The organism is Mucilaginibacter pallidiroseus (assembly GCF_007846085.1).
Taxonomy (GTDB): Bacteria; Bacteroidota; Bacteroidia; order Sphingobacteriales; family Sphingobacteriaceae; genus Mucilaginibacter; species Mucilaginibacter pallidiroseus.
The window spans coordinates 24,986-46,792 of sequence record NZ_VOEJ01000012.1 but is presented as its reverse complement, the minus strand read 5'-3'; the positions used below and the strand labels follow the sequence as shown (position 1 = coordinate 46,792).

At 43.5% G+C, this 21,807-nt stretch carries 16 protein-coding genes and 1 riboswitch; of the genes, 12 read left to right on the top strand and 4 right to left on the bottom strand.

Annotated features, from left to right (window positions below):
• The first annotated feature begins 37 nt into the window (after positions 1-37).
• From FPZ43_RS18805 to FPZ43_RS18790, 4 genes are all read left to right on the top strand, one after another.
• On the top strand, positions 38-916 hold the full coding sequence (locus tag FPZ43_RS18805) for a glycosyltransferase family protein (protein ID WP_146383479.1): 879 nt from the start codon (positions 38-40) through the stop codon (positions 914-916).
• A gap of 4 nt (positions 917-920) precedes the next feature.
• The gene (locus FPZ43_RS18800) at positions 921-1,913 is read left to right on the top strand and encodes a glycosyltransferase family 2 protein (protein WP_146383478.1); all 993 of its coding nucleotides are present in this window, start codon (positions 921-923) and stop codon (positions 1,911-1,913) included.
• The gene (locus FPZ43_RS18795; RefSeq protein ID WP_146383477.1) at positions 1,910-2,869 is read left to right on the top strand and encodes a glycosyltransferase family 2 protein; all 960 of its coding nucleotides are present in this window, start codon (positions 1,910-1,912) and stop codon (positions 2,867-2,869) included. The genes FPZ43_RS18800 and FPZ43_RS18795 overlap by 4 nt, the downstream gene beginning before the upstream one ends.
• A gap of 98 nt (positions 2,870-2,967) precedes the next feature.
• Positions 2,968-4,794, top strand: a complete 1,827-nt coding sequence (locus tag FPZ43_RS18790; protein WP_146383476.1) for an ABC transporter ATP-binding protein — start codon at positions 2,968-2,970, stop codon at positions 4,792-4,794.
• Positions 4,795-4,798: 4 nt separating this feature from the next.
• On the opposite strand, the gene FPZ43_RS18785 is transcribed toward FPZ43_RS18790, so the two are convergent.
• Together FPZ43_RS18785 and FPZ43_RS18780 are read right to left on the bottom strand one after the other, a co-directional pair.
• A complete protein-coding gene (locus FPZ43_RS18785; RefSeq protein ID WP_146383475.1) occupies positions 4,799-5,710 on the bottom strand; it encodes a glycosyltransferase in 912 nt (303 codons plus the stop codon).
• Between the two features lie 145 nt (positions 5,711-5,855).
• Complete coding sequence (locus FPZ43_RS18780) at positions 5,856-6,545, bottom strand: porin family protein (RefSeq protein WP_146383474.1); 690 nt, start codon at positions 6,543-6,545, stop codon at positions 5,856-5,858.
• Between the two features lie 186 nt (positions 6,546-6,731).
• Here FPZ43_RS18780 and FPZ43_RS18775 point away from each other — a divergent pair, with 186 nt between their 5' ends.
• A complete protein-coding gene (locus FPZ43_RS18775) occupies positions 6,732-8,456 on the top strand; it encodes a glycoside hydrolase family 3 protein (protein WP_146383473.1) in 1,725 nt (574 codons plus the stop codon).
• Here the strand turns inward: FPZ43_RS18775 and FPZ43_RS18770 are convergent, their stop codons facing one another.
• Positions 8,457-10,049: a S41 family peptidase gene (locus FPZ43_RS18770; protein WP_146383472.1), complete on the bottom strand. Its 1,593-nt coding sequence runs from the start codon at positions 10,047-10,049 to the stop codon at positions 8,457-8,459.
• Positions 10,050-10,157: 108 nt separating this feature from the next.
• On the opposite strand from FPZ43_RS18770, the gene murQ reads away from it, so the two are divergent.
• The 6 genes from murQ to metF all read left to right on the top strand — a co-directional run bounded on the left by murQ (position 10,158) and on the right by metF (position 17,949).
• On the top strand, positions 10,158-10,982 hold the full coding sequence (murQ, locus tag FPZ43_RS18765; RefSeq protein WP_146383471.1) for an N-acetylmuramic acid 6-phosphate etherase: 825 nt from the start codon (positions 10,158-10,160) through the stop codon (positions 10,980-10,982).
• A gap of 44 nt (positions 10,983-11,026) precedes the next feature.
• Positions 11,027-11,593, top strand: coding sequence for a hypothetical protein (locus tag FPZ43_RS18760; protein ID WP_146383470.1), 567 nt, complete (start codon positions 11,027-11,029; stop codon positions 11,591-11,593).
• Positions 11,594-11,681: 88 nt separating this feature from the next.
• The gene (locus tag FPZ43_RS18755) at positions 11,682-12,422 is read left to right on the top strand and encodes a Bax inhibitor-1/YccA family protein (RefSeq protein WP_146383469.1); all 741 of its coding nucleotides are present in this window, start codon (positions 11,682-11,684) and stop codon (positions 12,420-12,422) included.
• 180 nt (positions 12,423-12,602) lie between these two features.
• Positions 12,603-12,715: riboswitch (SAM riboswitch) on the top strand.
• Between the two features lie 152 nt (positions 12,716-12,867).
• Positions 12,868-16,557: a methionine synthase gene (gene metH / locus FPZ43_RS18750; protein WP_146383468.1), complete on the top strand. Its 3,690-nt coding sequence runs from the start codon at positions 12,868-12,870 to the stop codon at positions 16,555-16,557.
• A gap of 41 nt (positions 16,558-16,598) precedes the next feature.
• Entirely contained in the window at positions 16,599-16,952 is a 354-nt protein-coding gene (locus FPZ43_RS18745) for a four helix bundle protein (protein ID WP_146383467.1), read from the top strand.
• Between the two features lie 40 nt (positions 16,953-16,992).
• Positions 16,993-17,949 carry a methylenetetrahydrofolate reductase [NAD(P)H] gene (metF, locus tag FPZ43_RS18740; protein WP_146383466.1) on the top strand — a complete coding sequence of 319 codons (957 nt, stop codon included), beginning with the start codon at positions 16,993-16,995 and terminating at the stop codon, positions 17,947-17,949.
• 147 nt (positions 17,950-18,096) lie between these two features.
• On the opposite strand, the gene FPZ43_RS18735 is transcribed toward metF, so the two are convergent.
• The gene (locus tag FPZ43_RS18735) at positions 18,097-19,737 is read right to left on the bottom strand and encodes a S8 family serine peptidase (RefSeq protein ID WP_146383465.1); all 1,641 of its coding nucleotides are present in this window, start codon (positions 19,735-19,737) and stop codon (positions 18,097-18,099) included.
• 475 nt (positions 19,738-20,212) lie between these two features.
• On the opposite strand from FPZ43_RS18735, the gene FPZ43_RS18730 reads away from it, so the two are divergent.
• Positions 20,213-21,616 carry a tetratricopeptide repeat protein gene (locus FPZ43_RS18730; protein WP_146383464.1) on the top strand — a complete coding sequence of 468 codons (1,404 nt, stop codon included), beginning with the start codon at positions 20,213-20,215 and terminating at the stop codon, positions 21,614-21,616.
• Positions 21,617-21,807 lie beyond the last annotated feature (191 nt).

The window sequence follows — 21,807 nt, the reverse complement described above, 5'->3', positions numbered from 1 at the left end:
CCTTATATAAGTATATTTGCCGTTCTATAAATAATTAATGAAAGTTGCAGGGTTTACATTTATACGTAATGCGGTAAAAAACGATTACCCTATTGTTGAGGCCATAACATCAATTTTACCGCTTTGTGATGAGTTTGTGGTAGCCCTTGGCGATAGCGATGACGAAACCGAGGAGTTGATAAATGGCATTGCATCACCTAAAATAAAAATACTGCATACGGTTTGGGATACATCTGTTCGTGACGGGGGCAAAGTGTTTGCCAATGAAACCGATAAAGCATTTAATGCAATATCTGCAGATGCCGACTGGTGCTTTTATATACAGGGCGACGAGGTGGTGCATGAAAAATATCTTCCGCTTATAAAACAAGAGATGGAAGGTAACCTGGCTGATAGACGTGTAGAAGGATTATTATTTAAATACCTGCACTTTTATGGATCTTACGACTATTACGGGCACTCCCGCAGATGGTACCGCCATGAAATACGCATTTTGCGAAACAACAAAAATATTCATGCTTACCGGGATGCGCAGGGTTTTAGGTGGGGCGACAGAAAAATTAATGTTAAGCTGATGGACGCTTACATATATCATTATGGCTGGGTAAAGCCCCCGTCGGGATTAAAAAGCAAGGTGCGAAACTTCAACTTGTTTTACCACGACGATAATTGGATAGCCGAAAACCTGCCCGAAACCCACGAGTTTGATTACAAGAACGCCGACAGGCTCATACACTTTGATGGCGAGCATCCGCAGGTTATGAAAAAAAGGATTGCGGCTACCAACTGGAAAATTGAGTTTGATGCTGATGAACTTAGACGTAAAATGACCTTCAGGCGCAGGCTGCTGCAGAAAGTTGAAGATTTAACCGGTTGGCGCGTTAGCGAGTACCGTAATTATAAAATTATCAAGTAAGGCATTGCAGTCGGTTAAAAAAACAGTCTCGATAATTATACCCAACTACAACGGGCGGGCCCTGCTTGAAGCTTACCTACCGCATACCATCGCTGTGGCTGACGATGCAGATATAACCTATGAAATTATAATAGTTGATGATGCTTCCAAAGATGATTCGGTTTCTTTCATCGCTGAGAATTATCCGCAGGTAAAGCTATTAATAAACGAAACAAACCTGGGCTTTTCGGGCACGTGTAATCACGGCATTAATTCAGCGCAGCATGAACTGATACTTCTGCTAAACTCCGACGTTAAATTATTGCCGGGGTATTTCGACCAGCAGTTTAAATATTTTGACCGCGCTGATACATTTGGCGTAATGGGCCGTATTATAGATATGGACAGCGACCATATACAAGATGCAGCACGCATGCCCAAGTTAAATGGACTGAAGTTAAAAACAGATTATTTTTATTACCCCGAAAGCGCTAACGATGATGCTTACACGTATTATCTATCGGGCGCTAATGCGTTGGTCGACGCAAAAAAGCTGAAACAATTAGGAGGCTTTTATGAATTGTTTTCGCCATTTTATTGCGAGGATAATGAGTTAAGCCTGCGTGCATGGCGCATGGGGTACAAATGTTATTATGAACACGCAGCTGTTTGCAGGCACCAGGTGTCGGCAAGTACCAAAAATTACCAAACAGCCAAATGGGTAAAGGGAATTTATTTTCGCAACCGTTTTTACATGCATGCTTTGCACTATAAAGGTATGGCCTACTGGGCATGGCTAATGCAGATAAGCCTGATTGATTTGCTGCCTAAAATACTGATAGGCCAAACCTGGATATGGGGGAGTTATACGAGTTTATTTAAAAACAGGAAACAGATAGCCGGTTATAAAAAGCAGCTTGAAATACTGCTTGATGAACAGGGGCAATCGGTGTTTCAAATTATTAATACCATTAAAGCTTCAATAAAAGATAAAGCTATTACCCGTTTTAAACCATGATAGATAATCCGCTGGTATCAATTGCGCTGTGTACATATAATGGTGCACGTTTTTTACGGGAGCAACTCAACTCGATAGTAGCACAAAGCTATCCAAATGTCGAGGTAATAGTGGTTGATGACAGATCGACCGACGATACCATGTCTATTTTGGAGGAGTATGCCTCCAGGTATCCCATGTTTAAGCTTTATCGAAACGAGCAGAACCTGGGCTTTACAAAAAACTTTGAAAAAGCCATTGGTCTTTGCACCGGCGAATTGATTGCTCTTTGCGATCAGGACGATATTTGGCACCCTGACAAGATTAGCATGCAGGTTGCCGCGATGGGCGATAATTTACTGGTTTATCATGATTCGGAATTTGTACACCAGGATGGTTCGCCGATAGGGAAAAAAATGTCCGACTTATTAAACCTGTACAGTGGCAGTGAGCCGGAAGTTTTCCTGTTTTTTAACTGCGTATCCGGCCACGCTATATTAATGAAGCGCGCATTGGTGAGCGCCGCCCTGCCATTGCCAAAAGGGCATTTTCATGATTGGTGGCTGGCCTATGTGGCAACTAACCTTGGAAGCATATTGGCATTGCCCCAAAGCCTGGTTAAATACCGCCAGCATGACAAAAGCGACACTAATATATTAAAGCTTACGCGCGACAAGGATAATTACAGCTTTTCGTCTGTCGAAAAAATGCAGCGCGAATTAAACTGGTTGCTGCAATGCGCAAGCTTCCCACAAAACAGGCATCCAAAATTTATAAAAGCTTTTTACGATGCTTACAGCAAACGTATGGATAGCTACATGAATTTTAAGCTTACCATGTTGATGTACCAAAAAAGCAAAGCAATTTTTTACATGCGTAAAAAAAGCAGGCTAAGCAAGCTAAATTATATATATAAGCAAGTATGGGGCGCAAAAATAAAAGCGTTATTTGGTAATAAAGACAAAAGTCATGGATGATTTTAGATGCAGCACACCCTGCAATTATCTGTGGTTTGCTATGCTGTCATTGCTTATAATAAGAGGTTAGATAAAATTAAGTTAATTTTGCCCCATTAATGAAGACTTATTTCCGGTTACTTTCTTTTGCAAAACCAATTCAGAGGTTTGCCATACCGTATCTGTTTACCACCGTGTTTGCAGTTATATTTGGTACGCTTAACCTGGCGCTGCTTGCGCCCTTGCTGCAAACACTTTTTGCCGGTAAGCTGGAAGACGCCATAAAGCCGCTTGGTCCAAAACCCTCGCCGTTTGATATAATGGGAATGTTTGAATATTACGTTCAATATGCTATAAACAATTACGGCATTATGGGCACACTGCAGTTTGTATGTGCAGCTATCATCATATCCACTTTATTAGGCAATTTTTTTAAATACCTGTCGCAACGCACTATGGAAAACCTGCGTGTGCATACGTTACTTAATTTGCGTAAAACGGTTTTTGATAATGTAATGAACCTGCACCTTGGCTATTTCAGCAATGAGCGCAAAGGCGACATACTTTCTAAAATAGCATCGGATGTGCAGGTAGTACAATTTTCTGTAACCGGTACTCTGCAGGTTATATTTAAAGAGCCCTTGACACTAATTGCTTATGTAGTTTGGCTATTTTTGATATCACCCAAGCTAACGTTGGTTTCGTTACTGGTTATACCTATATCGGCATTTGTAATATCACGTATAGTGAAGCAACTAAAGCAGCAAGCCGTATTATCACACCAAACGTATAGTAACATGATCAGCTATCTTGATGAGGCGTTGTCAGGCATCAAGATCATCAAGGCCTTCAATGCAACCGAATTTATAAAAGATCGCTTCCATAAAGAAAACGTTAAGTATTCGGACATTACCAAGTCAATGGCACGCAGGCAGCAACTGGCGTCACCAACGTCAGAATTTTTTGGCGTTGCCATGGTTGCCGCTATTGTGCTATACGGCGGATCATTGGTGGTAAATAGAAGTTCATCATTGAGCCCGGCCGATTTCCTTACGTTCATTGCTATGTTTTCGCAGGTTATGCGGCCTGCAAAAGCCATATCAGATTCGTTCAGTAATATTCACTCGGGTATAGCAGCCGGGGAGCGGGTTTTGGAATTGATAGATCAGAAACCGATGGTTACCGATGCACCAAACGCGTTATCTGCAAACGGATTTTATGATAGCCTTGATCTTAACAACGTGCATTTTAAATACAACGAAAAGGCCGTGTTGCAGGGCATTGACCTTACTATTAAAAAAGGATCGACGGTAGCGCTTGTAGGGCCGTCTGGCGGTGGTAAATCAACTTTGATGGATTTGTTGCCACGATTTATGGACCCCCAGGATGGGAACATAATGCTCGACGGTAAAGATATAAAGGAACTTACTGCACAATCATTACGTAGCCTTATGGGCGTAGTAAATCAGGAGTCGATATTATTTAATGATACCATATTTAACAACATTGCTTTTGGCAAGCAGGATGTAACGCTTGAGCAGGTTGAAGCGGCCGCACGTATAGCCAATGCTCATAATTTTATTATGGAGACCGAAAACGGTTACCAAACCAACGTTGGCGACAGGGGTACCAAGCTATCAGGCGGGCAGCGCCAAAGGTTATGTATAGCCCGCGCTGTACTTAATAACCCGCCCATAATGCTGCTTGACGAAGCCACATCAGCTTTAGACACCGAATCGGAAAAACTGGTGCAGGATGCATTGAATAAGCTTATGCAAAACCGCACTTCGTTGGTTATTGCTCATAGGCTAAGCACCATACAAAATGCTGATGTTATTGTTGTGCTGGAAGATGGCCGCATTGTTGAACAGGGCACGCACCTGCAACTGATGGATAAGAACGGCCTATACCGGAGGTTGATAGATATGCAAACCTTTAACGACTAAAAAGTTAGTCCTTTTGTGCTGCTATACGGCGTATTTTGCCGGCATTTAAATATTTAACAATGGTGTGATAGCACAGCTTTTTATAAAGCCTGTTGTTAAATGTTGAAATCCTTTTATTGGCGTTAAGTAATTTAAAAACTGCGCTTATTGGATATTTGAGCGCAATCATGTCATTGATAAGATATTTAAAAATCACCTTTTCGCCATGCATCAATTCTTGCTCGCTTAATCCTGCAAGGTTAACGGGGAGGTGCTTATTCCACTTGTGATAATATTTAATGGTATAGTCCAGCCAGTTTTTATCATAACTGCCTTCAGAGAAGTGTTTAATTAAAACCTCGAATGTTACCGCCACTTTGTATTTCTGCAATACACTCATTGAAAAATCAAGATCGTACAGATGGAAGCCATCAAAAGTTTCCTCATCAAACTTAAACCTCTCAAACACCTTTTTGGTGGTTGCCAGCCAAACCCCGTCAACGCAGGTAACGGATGAAATGCGCTCATTATTTGGGTTGTCATAAGTGTGCACGCATGGCTTGCTTTTATCTTTAAAGCATTGATATATGTTGCTAAAAGCCGTGTTACTACCAAGCCCGCCCCATTTTGAAGGAGTTAACGGCCGGTAGCTGCTGCCAGCAACACCAATAAGGCCAAGCTGTGGGTCGTCTTGAAAGTGAGCAAGTATTTTGCTGCCCCAATTTGGCGTTTCTATCTCAATATCTTCATGTACAAAGCACAGCACATCAAACTTTGCTGTCTTAGCAGCCTCATTATAAACCTGGCATATTCCTTTACCGGTGGCCCTGTTATCTGTGGCAATCAGTTCGTAAGGTACTCCTATTGTATCTTTGATATTTTCACTGACTTGGGCTAAAAACGAAGGGTTAACGGAGCAAATAATAACAGAAACCATGAACTAACAGTAAAGATAGATTACTTTAAACGCAAAAATTGCTTATAAATTCTGTTAACAATACGAAAGGGCTGCAGCGAACGCTACAGCCCTTTCGTATTATTTGTTATTAATGTCGGTTTTTTCAAACCTTAGATCGCCTAAATTACTGGAACTTAAACCCTAAGCCGATCTGGAAAACCTGGTTACGAAAATCCGGCAGGCTCGAATTAAAGTCGCCATGATTTTGTTGTAAGTCGATAGCGTAACGGGCGCGCAGCTCAACATTGCGGTTAATGTCGAAGCCAACTCCCAACACGCCGGCTATATAGCTTTTTTCATAAACGTTGTCATAATTGTCGCGGTAAACGGTGCTAAAACCATCATCAAAAGTTTGGCGTGCCGATGTCTGGAAAGTTAACTGCGGGCCCACTACGATGTTAAAGCCACGAACCACCCTGAATTTGGCAAGCAAAGGAATGTCGATATGATTGGTGCGGTTGCGGAACGTGCCATATGGCGTTTCGGCCCTGTATCCTTTTTGCGAGAACAAAACTTCCGGGGCAAATGATAATGGATAAGCTAACGGAATTTCGAACGTTAAACCAACGTTTGCACCTGCAACGCTGCTGGTACTAAAATCTGCATTGTAGGCGTCAACCGTGTTTGAAATATTCAAGCCACCGGCTATACCGACCTTGGGCCGGTAAAAATCATCAACGGGCCTGCGCACACGCTCATACACAACCGGGCCGCGTCTAACTACGCGCCTTGGCCGCCTTGGGCCATAACCTTGTGCACTTACCGATGCCGCAAAGGCAAGCAGCGCTACTGATAAAAAGAGAAGTTTTTTCATGTCGTTTTATTTTGTTTAATTATTAAAGCCGGGCATGGCAGCATTATTGAACATTCCCTGGCATTGTACTTTTAAACCTATAGAGCGAAATACGGCGGCAGGGTTTATTGGTATATTTTATAAAAAGCTTTATCGCTGGTAAAACAATTATTACAAAAGCAGATTTAAGCTACATTTGAAACTGTTATGCAATTAATAAAAAACGTTTTTTGTACTGTAATATCCACCATTTGCCTGGCAACTTTAACTGCCAGCGCACAACGGCCCAATATCATCACCACACTTACCGAGCAAAACCGCTGGGTAGATTCTGTTTATAATAAGTTAAGCAAGAAGGAGCGTATAGGGCAGCTGTTTTATGTACGGGCGCATACCAATAAGGGCCGGGCATATGAGGATTCGGTAGGGCGTGTAATTGCCGAAGAACATGTTGGCGGGTTGGTGTTTTTTCAGGGCGGCCCGGTTAGGCATGCCAATCTTATAAACAATTATCAAAAGTTGTCACGTGTACCCTTGCTTATAGCCATGGACGGCGAATGGGGCTTGGGCATGCGCCTGGATTCATCCTTTTCGTTCCCATACCAAATGACACTTGGTGCCATACAGGATAATAACCTGATTTACAAAATGGGCCAGATGGTTGCATATGATTTTAGGCGACTAGGCATGCATATCAATTTTGCGCCGGATATGGATGTAAATAACAATCCTAATAACCCTGTTATCAACTACCGCTCGTTTGGTGACAATAAATACAATGTTGCCCAAAAAGGGATAGCCTACTTTAAAGGCATGCAGGATGGCGGCGTTATCACTTTCGCAAAGCACTTCCCGGGCCATGGCGACACCAATGTAGATTCGCATTTCGACTTGCCGCAGTTACCGTTTAGCCGCGAACGTTTAGACTCTTTAGAGATGTATCCCTTTAGACAGGCAATAAACGCTGGGATAGGGGGAGTGATGATTGCGCACTTAAACATCCCGTCTTTAGATACCACTAAAAAGTTGCCGTCGACACTTTCGCGCGAAATAGTAACCAATATCCTGAAAGACTCGCTTGGTTTTAAAGGTATTGTAGCCTCTGATGCGATGGAAATGAAAGGCGTTACCAAGAACTTTCCTAATGGCGATGCAGATGTCCGCGCGTTTATAGCCGGGAACGATTTGCTGGAATTATCGGAAAATTCGGTGGTAGCCGCCAGGCTGATCAAAAAAGCCATCCGCCAGAAAAAGATCAGTAAGGAAGAGTTTGAAGCCAAGATCAAAAAATTACTTGCTGCCAAATACTGGGCCGGGCTTAATAATTACAAACCGGTAAACCCGGCCGGGCTTATTGCTGATATCAACCGCCCCGCATCGGCCGAATTGATGCAACAGCTAAGCGATGCCGCTATAACCTTGTTAAAGGGCGATAGCCGTACGCTAAGGCATAACCCGCTCATGAAAACTGCAATTGTAAGTATCGGGGTAAATCAACCTACCACTTTTCAAAAGGAGCTTTCAAAATGGTATCCTAACGGGATGATATTTATGGTAGATAAAAACGCAAGCGTGCCAACGTTAAACCGGATGCTATCTACCTTAAAAGGGTTCGATCAGGTTTACGTTGCTATACATGATACCCGTACCCGCCCGCAAAGCAAACTTGATTATAGCGTAGATGTAAAGCTGTTAGTGGCCGAACTTGCAGCCAAGCCTAACTCGGTAGTGAGTGTGTTTGCAAACCCGTATGCTATTGCAGGCCTGCCTGGCATAGAAAAAAGCGGTGCTTTACTGGAGTGCTACCAAAAGGATGATGCCCTGCAACGCGCAGCCGTAAAAGTAATAACCGGCCAGCAAAAACCAATTGGCAAGCTGCCTGTAAGTGTAAACGTTTTCTTCACTACAGGGCAAAGCGTAACCAGCTTATAATTATTGCTTAAGCGCTACTTTAACGGTATTGTCGGTATGGTTAAGCACCTGGTAGTAGGCATTGCTGCCCCATTTAAAGCGGGCGGCATTGGCTTTTATAAGCGACTTGATGATGTTGCCCGATACAAGCAACTCGTGCGAATCCATAAACTTTAAGGTTTGGGCAGCATACATCACAAAATGATGTAGCTCGTTTTCGGTTACCTGGTAATTACTGATAAAGGCATCAGCAGTAGGGTAGTTTTTAAGCTCGGGCTGCAACTTGTCAATAACATAGGCTGTAAAGAGTTGGTTGCTGTTTAGCTCATAAACCAATTGCGTGTTTTGGCTGGTATCTGCCGGTACAAAAACATCGGGCATAATACCGCCACGGCTAAAAACCTTCCGGCCTTTTTGGGTATGGAAAGCCGTGCCATTTAAAAATGCACTGTCGCTTAGGTTGCTACCCGCGCTAAGCAATTCGCCTTTGCGTACCCGTTCGGCCAGTTCATTGCGGTAGCTCGCTATCCCCTTGCTATATGATTTTTGGATTGACCTGCCCGAAGGGGTATAGTAACGTGCTACCGTGAGGTTAACCGCTGTGCCATCGCCAAACGGAAACTGCTGTTGTACCAGCCCTTTCCCAAATGAGCGGCGGCCCACAATGGTTGCCCTGTCCAGATCCTGCATGGCACCTGCCAATATCTCACTTGCCGATGCCGAATACTCATCTATCAAAACAGTAAGCGGCCCGTTCTCATAACTGCCTGAGTCGGTTGCAAAATAATCCGTGCGCGGTTCATGTACACCAAGAGTATAAACTATCAGCTTGTCTTTTGGTAAAAACTCATCGGCCAAGGCGGTTGCCGTGTTCAGGTAGCCGCCACCGTTACCCCGTAGGTCGAGTATCAGTTTTTCCATACCATCAACCCGAAGATTTACAAGAGCTGCTCTGAAATCACTATCGGTAGTTGATGCAAATTTGCTTATTTTGATGTAGCCCGTTTTAGCATCGGCCATGTAGGCGGCATCAAGGCTGCTTAATGCAACGCGGCCACGGGTAATAGTATAAGCCTTAACAGGTCCTTTTGCATATTTGGCTATGCCTAAAACTACGCGCGTATCCTTTTCACCGCGGAAAGCTTTGCTAATGCGTGCAACGGTTAATTTGGTGCCCGAAAAGGCTGCACTATCAACCGTAATAACACGGTCGCCGGTTGATATCCCGGCCTTTGCGGCAGGGCCGCCCGGGTAAACTTGGGTAATTACAACAGTATCGCGCAGTAGCTGGTACTCCAGGCCAATACCTGTAAAGCCACCTTCCAAACGTTCGTTAATATTTTGTGCCTGTTGGGCCGGTAAGTAAACGGAATGGGGGTCCAGGCTCTGCAGCATATCGTTTACGGTAACACCCTCAATACTATCGGTGTTTACCGAGTCGACGTATTTGTTGTTTACCAGGTTAAGCACCTTAGAGATCTTGTCGCTGCCACCTGCAAAATTAAAACGGAGGGGATGGCTCGGGAAATTTTCGTTGCCAACAAAAAGCCCAATGGCAATTCCTATCAATATAAGTACAACTGTCCTTAAAATTACTCCCGCGGTATGTTTCATCTATATATGCAGCACAAATTTAATCATTAGCAATCGTCGGCTATAATTTATATCATCTTCTTTCATTTCGATCTTTTTTGCCCAACTTTGCTCAAAATACCTGCTGCTATGGAAAGGACTACCGAGAAAGATTCAAATTACACGGGTCTCGATAAAATGAGCCTGCACGAGTTGCTATTGAATATCAGTAACGAAGATAAAACCGTGCCAAATGCTGTTGAAAAGGCTCTGCCACAGATTGAAGCGCTTGCCGCCCTTGTTACCGACAAGATGCGTAACGGCGGCCGTTTATTTTATATTGGCGCAGGTACCAGCGGCAGGTTAGGAGTTGTTGACGCATCGGAGTGCCCGCCAACGTTTGGCGTTCCTTTCGATTGGGTTGTTGGCATTATTGCCGGTGGTGATACCGCCATACGCAAGGCTGTTGAATTTGCCGAAGATGATACAGAGCAGGCCTGGAAAGATTTGAAAGCATTTGACATAAACAGCAATGATGTTGTGGTGGGCATAGCAGCATCGGGCACTACGCCATATGTAATTGGTGGTTTAAAAGCTGCTAACCAGCAGGGCATTGCTACGGGCTGTATAGTTTGTAATAGCGGTAGCCCGGTTGCAGCCGAGGCACACTATCCGGTTGAGGTAGTTACAGGGCCCGAGTTTATTACCGGCAGTACCCGCATGAAAGCAGGTACAGCACAAAAGCTGGTGCTGAATATGCTAAGCACCAGTGTTATGATACAGCTTGGCCGGGTTAAGGGTAATAAAATGGTTGATATGCAGTTAAGCAATAATAAGCTGGTTGACCGCGGCACGCATATGGTAATGGCCGAAACCGGCCTTGACAAAGCTACCGCTGCAAAGTTGTTGAAAGAGCATGGCAGCGTTCGCGCCGCCGTTAACGAGTATTTGTTGCAGCAAGGCGACAGGTTATAAAACTAATATAAAAAGCAGCCAAAGGTGGGCTGTAAAACAATACAATGCACGAGATAGAACCTTTTTACAGGTGGAGAGATGATTATATTGCGGCAGAAGACGAGCACTCGCCTTTTTACGCTACGCAATATAATGAGTTTGAGTTTGATAAGCAGGTTTACAATTACCTGCTGCATCCTCAGTGGGATTCATTTGGCTCCAACACGCTGTATCTGAAAATACTTTTTGTTGATTACGACAGGGGGTATTGCATCATAGAATTTATAGGTGAGTGGAACGATGCCATTAACAACGACATTATGCTGATGAAGCGTGAACTGTTTGATGTAATGGTTGACCAGGGCGTGAACAAATTTGTGCTGATTGGTGAAAACGTGCTTAACTTTCACTACTCTGACGATAGCTATTACGAAGAATGGTTTCAGGAGGTGGAAGATGGCTGGCTGGCTGGTGTAAACTTCAGGGAACACGTTATACAGGAGTTTAAAAGCAGCAATATCGACTACTATATTAATTTTGGCGGCGAACTGGACGATTTTAATTGGCGCTCATTAAAACCATTGCAGGTATTTAAAAAAGTAGAAGAGCAATTAACCAAGCGCTTAAACTGACGCAAGGCTGATTAAGACAATTAAACTGTTCTGCGTTATAACAATCAAATAAATAATATAAATTCGAACCAAATAATAACATAAATAAATGGAAACTAAGACAACTGATTATACTTACGATAACGTTATACAGGTTGAAGACTCGGCCGCATCACGTAAATTCATAGCTAATGTATTTTTGTGGATGTTTGTCGCTTTGGGTATTTCAGCTATACTTTCTTACGTATTTGCTTTTAACCCGGAACTTTCGTCATTACTACGCGACAATGAAACCGGCAGCGATAATATTATGGGTACAGTGGTAATGTTTGCACCGCTGATATTGGTATTTGTTATCGGTGCGCGTTTTCAAAAGGCGAGTTTTGGCGGGCTGCTGTTGTTGTTTATTGCATTTTCTGCAATAATGGGAATTAGCCTGAGCTACATTTTTTTCCGTTATTCATTAGGTACGATATCAACAACTTTTATTACGGCCGCAATTGTATTTGGCTCAATGGCAGTAGGTGGTTATATAACGCACCAGGATCTGACCAAATTTGGGTCTATCATGATTATGCTGCTTTGGGGCATCATTATAGCTACGGTTATTAATATTCTTATCTTACATAGTAGTTCACTAGATTTGATTATCAGTTACGTAGGTGTTGCTGTGTTTGTAGGCTTAACTGCTTATGATGTGCAAAAACTTAAGCAATTGGGTGCTACTGTAGATGCCAATGATAGAGAAGGACGCAAACTTTCAATAATGGGTGCACTAACCTTATATCTCGACTTTGTAAACCTTTTCCTATTCTTACTACGCATATTTGGTGGCGGTAACAGGAGATAATCAATCCAATGGAAATTTAGAAGCCGCCCCAAAAGAGCGGCTTTTTTGTTTTCACCCGTCTCTTGAAAGGGACGTAATGAATTTAACACAGTGTCAATTAAATTCGATGCCCTTCGCTTCAGGCAACGCATTGCGAACCACGCAATTTGCACTTTACAAACTTATTATCCATCTTTGTGACGCTTATGGAGAAAGGCGGAGGGATTAGACCCTGCGATGTCTTAGCAACCTGTGCTTACAAGGTGCTACATTCTACTTGCCCGGCCACAAAAATCGGACAGGACAGATAAGCGAAAGTCAACATTACAGCCTGACTTTTCGAAATAAGTTTTTAGTATCAGGTAATTAGTATCAAGTAGCAAGGTTGTTTCTTGTGACGGGATATTATACTCATGTATCGATTTTAGGTACTTGATACTTGATACTCGCTACTTGATACCGAACAATGAATATTAAAGAAGAACTACAGAAACGCATCCTGATTATAGACGGGGCAATGGGTACCATGATACAGCGGTACGAGCTTACGGAAGAAGATTTCAGAGGGGAACGTTTTAAAGATCATCCATCGGACCTTAAAGGAAACAACGATTTGTTGAACCTTACCCGCCCGGATGTAATCAAAGCTATACATGCCGAGTACCTTGATGCTGGTGCCGATATCATTGAGACAAATACATTCAGCACCCAGCGTATTTCCCTGGCCGACTACCACATGGAGGAACTGGCCTACGAGCTAAGTTTTGAAGGTGCCCGTTTGGCCAAAGAAGTTGCTGCCGAATACACAGCAAAAAATCCGGATAAGCCCCGTTTTGTGGCCGGTGCCGTTGGTCCAACCAATCGTACCGCATCTCTATCGCCTGATGTCAACGACCCGGGCTATCGCGCCGTTACATTTGATGACCTGGCCGAAGCATACTATGAGCAGGTTCGGGGGCTGGTTGACGGTGGATCTGATGTTTTACTTGTCGAAACCATATTTGACACCCTGAATGCCAAGGCAGCATTGTTCGCTATTGATAAGTACGCTAATGAATCGGGCAAACATTTGCCTATCATGATCTCGGGCACAATTACAGATGCTTCGGGCCGTACGCTTTCGGGGCAAACGGTTGAGGCTTTTTGGAACTCTGTAAGCCATGCAAACCTGTTATCTGTAGGCTTAAATTGCGCCTTAGGTGCAAAGGAAATGCGCCCGCACCTGGAAGAATTATCTGAAAAAGCCAACGTGTTTATTTCGGCCTATCCAAATGCCGGCCTGCCCAATGAATTTGGCGCGTATGATGAAACCCCGCACGAAACTGCCCACCAGGTAGATGATTTTATAAAGGCCGGGCTGGTAAATATAGTTGGCGGTTGCTGCGGCACTACGCCCGACCACATACAGTGTATTGCCGAAAAGGCGGCCAGGCACACACCGCGCCGCCTGCCCGAGATTGCACCGTACCTGCGCCTGAGCGGTTTGGAAGCCGTGAGCCTTACACCCGAAACAAATTTTGTAAACATAGGCGAGCGTACCAACATTACAGGTTCGCCAAAGTTCTCGAAGCTTATCCTTGCCGAAGATTACGAAGCCGCCCTCTCTGTTGCATTGCAGCAGGTGGAAGGCGGTGCACAGGTAATCGACATTAACATGGATGAGGGGATGATCGACTCGGAAGCCGTGATGGTGAAATTCCTGAATCTGGTTGCCAGCGAGCCTGACATTGCCAAGCTGCCCATAATGGTCGATTCCAGTAAATGGTCTGTCCTTGAAGCCGGTTTAAAGTGCCTGCAGGGAAAGGGGATTGTAAACTCTATCTCCCTAAAGGAGGGCGAAGAAAAGTTTAAGGAATACGCCCGTAAAATAATGAGCTACGGCGCAGCTGCCGTAGTAATGGCTTTTGATGAAACCGGGCAGGCCGATTCATTGGAGCGCCGTAAAGAGATTTGCAGCCGCAGTTATCGCATACTGGTTGACGAGGTAGGCTTTCCGCCGCAGGATATCATATTTGATCCAAACATCCTTACCGTTGCCACAGGTTTGGAAGAACATAACAACTATGCGGTCGACTTTATTGAGGCCACCCGCTGGATAAAACAGAACCTGCCGCTTGCCAAAGTTAGCGGTGGTGTAAGTAATATTTCTTTCTCGTTTCGCGGTAACAACGTGGTGCGCGAAGCCATGCACTCGGCATTTCTATACCATGCCATAAAGGCCGGGTTAGATATGGGTATTGTGAACGCCGGTATGCTGGAAGTGTATGAAGAAATACCCAAAGATTTACTTGAGCTTGTAGAAGATGTATTGCTGAACCGCCGCGAGGATGCCACCGAGCGCCTGGTGGAATTTGCCGATACCATAAAAAGTAAGGGCAAAGAAATTGTGCGCGATGAGGAGTGGCGAAAAGGTACAGTTGAGGAACGGCTGTCGCACGCATTGGTAAAAGGTATTATTGAATACCTCGACGACGATGTGGAAGAGGCCCGTCAAAAATTTGCCAAGCCATTAGAGGTTATTGAAGGCCCGCTGATGGACGGCATGAACGTGGTGGGCGACCTGTTCGGCTCGGGTAAGATGTTTTTACCGCAGGTGGTAAAGTCGGCCCGTGTAATGAAAAAGGCAGTAGCTTACTTGCTGCCATTTATTGAGCAGGAAAAGCAGCGCCTTATTGATGCCGGGGAGGGTGCCGGCCAACGCGCCAATGCCGGTAAGATACTAATGGCCACCGTAAAGGGCGACGTGCATGATATCGGCAAAAATATTGTTGGTGTGGTATTGGCCTGTAACAACTTCGAGGTTATTGATCTTGGAGTAATGATGCCTGCACAACGCATAATTGAGGAAGCTAAAAAGCACGATGTAGATATTATTGGCCTTAGCGGTCTAATAACACCTTCATTAGATGAAATGGTGCATTTTGCCAAAGAGATGGAGCGCCAAGAGTTTACTATCCCGCTGATATTAGGCGGAGCAACCACTTCGCGTATCCATGCAGCAGTAAAAGTGGCGCCCAACTATTCGGGTCCAACGGTGCATGTTTTAGATGCATCGCGTAGTGTTACCGTTTGCAGCAATTTGCTAAATAAGGATAACCGCGATGCTTATATACAGGGCATAAAAGATGAGTACGCTAAGGCCCGCGAGGCGCATTTAAATAAGCGGAGCGATAAGCGCTTTGTAACCATAGAGGAAGCACGCGCACAAAAAGCGCAGATAAGGCTTGATAGCGGCTTGGTGGCACCTAAGCCAACCTTTTTAGGTACTAAAGTTTTTGAAGCATACCCGCTTGAGGAACTGGTGCCGTATATCGACTGGACACCATTCTTTCATACATGGGAATTGCGCGGCAGCTATCCAAAAATATTTGATGATAAATTTGTGGGTGATGAAGCTAAAAAGCTTTATGATGATGCACAGGCATTGTTGAAAAGAATAGTAGACAATAAATTGCTGCGAGCCAATGGCGTTATAGGCTTTTGGCCGGCAAACAGTGTTGGCGATGATATTGAATTGTATACTGATGATACCCGCCAGCATTTACTTACGCGCATACATACCCTTAGGCAGCAGGCTGAAAAGGTGAAAGGCGAGCCATATTATGCACTGTCGGACTTCATTGCACCTAAAGAAAGCGGTGTAGCCGACTATTGGGGCGGTTTTGCTGTTACCACCGGTATTGGTTGTGATGAACTAGTAGCCGAATTTGAGGCCGACCATGACGACTATAACAGTATTATGGCCAAAGCCATTGCCGACCGCTTTGCAGAAGCCTTCGCCGAGCGCATGCACGAATTGGTGCGTAAAGATTACTGGGGTTATTCAAAAGATGAGCACCTGAGCAACGAGGAATTAATTAAAGAAGGCTACCAGGGTATCCGCCCGGCACCGGGTTATCCCGCCTGCCCGGATCATACTGAGAAAACAACACTGTTTGAAATATTAAAGGCAGAGGATAATGCCCACATGCATTTAACGGAAAGCCTGGCCATGATGCCGGCTGCATCCGTAAGTGGCTTTTACTTTGCCCACCCGGATGCGCGCTATTTCGGGCTCAATAAAATAAGTAAAGATCAGGTTGAAGATTACGCCAAACGCAAAAACATGTCAATAGACACCGTTGAGCGCTGGCTGGGGCCAAATTTGAATTATTAAAGGAGTATCAAGTAGTTAGTATCAAGTATCAAGACTAAAAGATGCACAATTTCAAAGAACTGAAAATTTGGAAAGCTGGGATTGAAGTAAGTAAGTTTACGTTTAACATTACCCGAAATTTTCCTCCTGATGAACGGTATGGCTTAATCTCTCAGATGACAAGAGCGGCTGTATCGATACCATCAAATATTGCTGAGGGCTGTGGGAGGAAATCTAACAAGGAGCTACATCAGTTTTTGAATATATCTTTAGGTTCGGCTTTCGAACTTGAAACTCACTTTATAATTGCAAACGAATTTGCTTACATCACGGAAAATCAACTGAAGGAAGCAACCCTAATGCTTGCTGAAATACAAAAAATGATATACGGACTGCAAAAAAGCTTAAATATATAGTCAAGTCTTAATACTTGATACTAACTACTTGATACTATACATGAAAATTACCGAACACATAGCAAACGCCAGCGGCAAAACCTTATTCTCGTTTGAGCTGATACCTCCATTGAAGGGGCATAGCATACAGGGCATTTATGATGCTATTGATCCCCTTATGGAATTTAAGCCGCCGTTTATTGATGTTACTTCACTGCGCGAAGATTATATCTACAAACAGCACGACTCGGGCCTGCTTGAAAAACTTGCTTACCGTAAACGCCCGGGCACTATAGCCATTTGCGCGGCTATTATGAACAAGTACAAGGTAGATACTGTTCCGCACCTGCTATGCGGCGGCTTTACTAAAGACGAAACAGAGAACGGGCTTATCGATCTGCAGTTCTTGGGTATCGAAAATGTTTTGGTTCTCCGGGGCGATGCGCTTAAGGGCGATTCATCATTTGTGCCTACACCAAACGGGCATTGCTATGCAACAGATCTGTTGCAGCAGGTGGTTAACATGAATAACGGCATCTATCTGCACGAGAATCATGAAGGTGTAATGAAAACAGACTTTTGCATTGGTGTTGCCGGATACCCCGAGAAACATTTCGAGGCGCCAAACCTAAAAACAGATTTTAAATACCTTAAACAGAAAATAGATATGGGTGCCAGGTTTATTGTTACCCAAATGTTTTTTGATAATAAAAAGTATATCGATTTCGTGAATAATTGCAGGGCTGTAGGCATAAACGTTCCTATCATTCCAGGGTTAAAACCTATTACCAATTCAAAGCAGTTGGTATCGTTATCAAAAACGTTTAGTATAGATATTCCTGAAGATTTAAGTGATGCTATACATGAAGCAAAGTCTGAAAAGGATGTTAAGGAAATAGGTATTGAGTGGATGATAAACCAGTGCAAGGAATTAGTTGAATTTGGTGCGCCGGTATTGCATTTTTATACCATGGGTAACCCCGGCCCTACAAAACGTATAGCCGAAGCTATATTTTAATAGCTTGCTACCATATGTGCCTTAAGCATTATTGGCCGATTTGAAGTTGAGCTAATAGATTCCATCGTTTACGACTAAGAAAAAAATAAAAACAACAAAGCCGGTTTAGCATGCTAAACCGGCTTTTATATATGCTAGAAAAAGCGCTTAAATTTTTCTTTCGCCTTTTAGTTTGCTTGCTGCAACCAAAGCTTTATAGGCATTTACCACACCGCCTGTTTTAGATAGGTTAGTGAAGTCAACCTTCTCGGTTTTGCTGCCTGGTTTTAAAACCATGGTACCGTTAAGTGGCGTAGCTGACGCCAGGATAACCTGTTTTAATTGTTTGGCACTTAGGTTTGGATAATACTCTAATACAAGTGCCGCAATGCCTGCGGTTATCGGCGATGCAAAACTGGTACCGTCGGCAGTATTGTATTCGGCGTCCATGTCAATTGACGTTACTTTTACGCCGGGTGCAAATACATCAACTGTACGTTTGCCATAGTTGCTAAAGCTGCCTGCAAGCTCTTCGTTTTGCTTGTTTGATGATGCGCCTACACTTATCACATTATCCAGGTCGGTAACAGAGCCATCCTCAAAAGTGTCATTAGGATATTGCGGTTTTACATCAACATCTTGGTTATCATTACCAGATGCCTGTACCAGCAATACATCTTTTGATGCGGCATATTTAAAAGCTTCATCAACCCAGGCTTTATGTGGCGACAATTTTTTACCAAAGCTCATGTTAACGATCTTGGCACCATTATCAACGGCATAACGGATGGCGTTTGCTATGTCTTTATCATATTCATCTCCGTTTGGCACGGCTTTAATACCCATCAAACGCACGTTGTCGGCAATGCCGTCTATGCCATACTTGTTACCTCGTACTGCACCAATCAGGCCGGCAACACCCGTACCGTGCGATGCATCGGCAAATTTTAGGATATTGTTACCATAAGGTTTGCCATCATTTACATTCGGGTCGTCGCCAACTATATTTTTACGTGCATCCAGGTCAGGGTTTACATCGTTGTTCAGTTTGGCGTAGTATTCGGTCAGGTCTTTTAATACCTTAGCATTGTCAGATCCTTCTTCCTGCTGAAATACCGATTCCCATACGTATTTGCTACGGTTTACCGTATCGTTGGTTGTCTTTATCTTAGCAAGGTCCGCCGCCACAAATGATTGATCTGCCTTCAGGTTTAAAGCACGCTTTAAATAACCGCTTGTAGCCATCAGGGTATTAACTACCGGCTCCAGCTGTGTAATTTCTTCTTTAGATTTGTTGTAGGTTTTCTCGTAAGTATCTTTAACCTTAAGCCAGTAGGCATACTCCTTTTCGCTGCCCGCAGGTGCCGCGGTAGCTGAAGCATACTTAGGTTTTAAACGGTTATACTCACGTACTTCTTCTGTGGTTTCGGTAAAATCGCATTTGCCGCCCGGGCCGCCCAAAAAGTCCCAGCCGTGTACATCATCAATATATCCGTTTTTATCGTCGTCAATACCATTACCCGGAATCTCCTTGGTGTTTACCCACAGAATTGATTTCAGGTCATTTTGCGCTGTATCAATACCGCTATCAATCGTAGCTACGACAACAGTTTTGCTTTTTTTACCTTTTACCAACTGGTAGGCCTGGTTTAGGCTTACACCAAATTGTCTATCGGTTTTAAGGTCCATTGTATGCCAATTTTTTGGCAGTTCCGCAGGTTTCGGTGTGGTTTGCGCGTTGGCGCTATAGTTCATGAGCACGGCACTTGTCAGTAATGCGCCGGTTAAGTAAGTGCGAAAATTATACATGTTTTATTATTAGGTGTTCGCTGTAAATGTATTTCAATGTTTGCTTATTTGTAAGCTAAATGCAAACGTTTTTCGGCGGGGCATATTATTAATTTCATAAATATATCAATAATAGTATAGCCGAGATACCAACCGCTCATTATAAAAAATGTTTCGGTTTGCGGCATGGTGGCCATTTGTACTAAAAGCAGTGGTAACGTCGTTTATCTGTAAATGCTTTAATTATAACTCGGCATTAAATAATAATGGTTATCTTTGTGATTGAGAAAAATCTTTGAGGCAAACAAACTACTTGCCGGCCGCCGTTAAAATGCTTTTCATTTATTATCAGGCACTTGTATTAACATCTGTTAATAATGTGTTCATGTTGAAAACTTAATTGCTTTGCCGCAGCTTATTATTGTAATTTGATCTTAGCAAGTCTTTAAAATGCGACCATTTTAAAGCAACAAAGTGTTCTCTTAAATAAACTTGAATGGAAGAAGAATTTGAATTTGGCTTTACCGAAGACCCAAAATTTTCGGTAGAACGGTACGAAGAGATGATTCGAAATCATGATCAGTACTTTTTTGACGCACAGGCGTTTGAGAACATTATAGACTACTACATCGAAAAGAATGATCCTGCCAAAGCCCTGCAGGTATCAGAGTATGCCCGTAATCAACACCCTTTTGCTGCCGTTTTTTTAATAAAGCAGGCGCAGTTACTGGTAGTGAGCAATCGCACTTCAGAGGCATTTGCTGCGCTCGATAAGGCCGCAATGCTTGAGGCGAGTGATGCCGATATATACATCATTCGCGGTAATTTGTACGAGAGTATGGAACGCAATACCGAGGCACTGGAAAATTACGAGAAGGCGCTTGACCTTGCCGAGGAAACCGACGAGATATTGCTGCATATTGCCTACGTATACCAAAACATGGGCGATTACGAAACGGCCATTACGTACCTTAAGCTATGCCTTAAACAAAACATGGAAAACCAGGATGCCCTTTATGAGTTGGCGTTTTGTTATGATGTTTTGGATAACCAGCAGGAGAGTGTACAATTTTATCAGGCTTATATCGATAACGAGCCTTATAGTTATGCGGCCTGGTATAACCTGGGTAACGCCTATACAAAGCTCAGCTTGTTTGAGAAAGCTATTGACGCTTACGACTATGCCATCCTGATTAAAGACAGCTTTGCATCTGCTTATTTTAATAAGGGTAATGCATTGGTTAACCTTGAAAAATATGCCGAGGCCATTGAGGTTTATCGCCAAACGTTTGAGTACGAGCAACCGAATGCAGATACTTATTGTGCAATAGGTGAGTGTTACGAGAAGCTGGAGCAGATGGATGAAGCCCGCTCGTTCTACAAAAAATCGGTTAAGATGGATCCGAAACTGGCAGATGCCTGGTTTGGTATTGGTGTTACGCTCGATTTTGAGGAACGTTATTTTGAGGCCCTGCATTTTTATAAAAAGGCTTTGGATCTTGATATTGCCAATGCAGATTATTGGTTTGCCATTGCCGATGCCGAGTACAAGCTTGGCCACCTGGAAGACGCCGAGCGTGCTTATGAGAAAGTAGTTGAACTAAATCCGCTTGATGTTGATGCATGGCTGGACTACTCATCAATATTGTATGAGCAGCAACGTTTGACGGATAGTATAGAAGTAATTGCGCAGGCCATTAAAAACAACCCGGAAGCTGCCGAGCTATATTACCGCATGGTAGCCTACCTGTTTGCTAAAGGGGAATTTAACGAGGCGCTTAATTACCTGGAGACTGCCTTAGCGGCCGACCCCGAGAAGCATTATATTTTGTTTGATTACCTGCCGCAGCTGCAAAAAAATAAAGTAATTATTGACATCATTAACCGCTACACCAAATAAAGTAGCTTTTTGATAACACAGCATAAACTTTAAAAGCCGGATAGTAATTTCCGGCTTTTTACGTTAAATTAGCTTTGATCTGGTTAAGTAAGCCTGATAACGCCCACTATTGCGTGCTTATTTTAACGATATGATGATCTAAATTTCATCCATGCATCCGCATATTTGCAGATTAAAGCTCTTTATTCAAT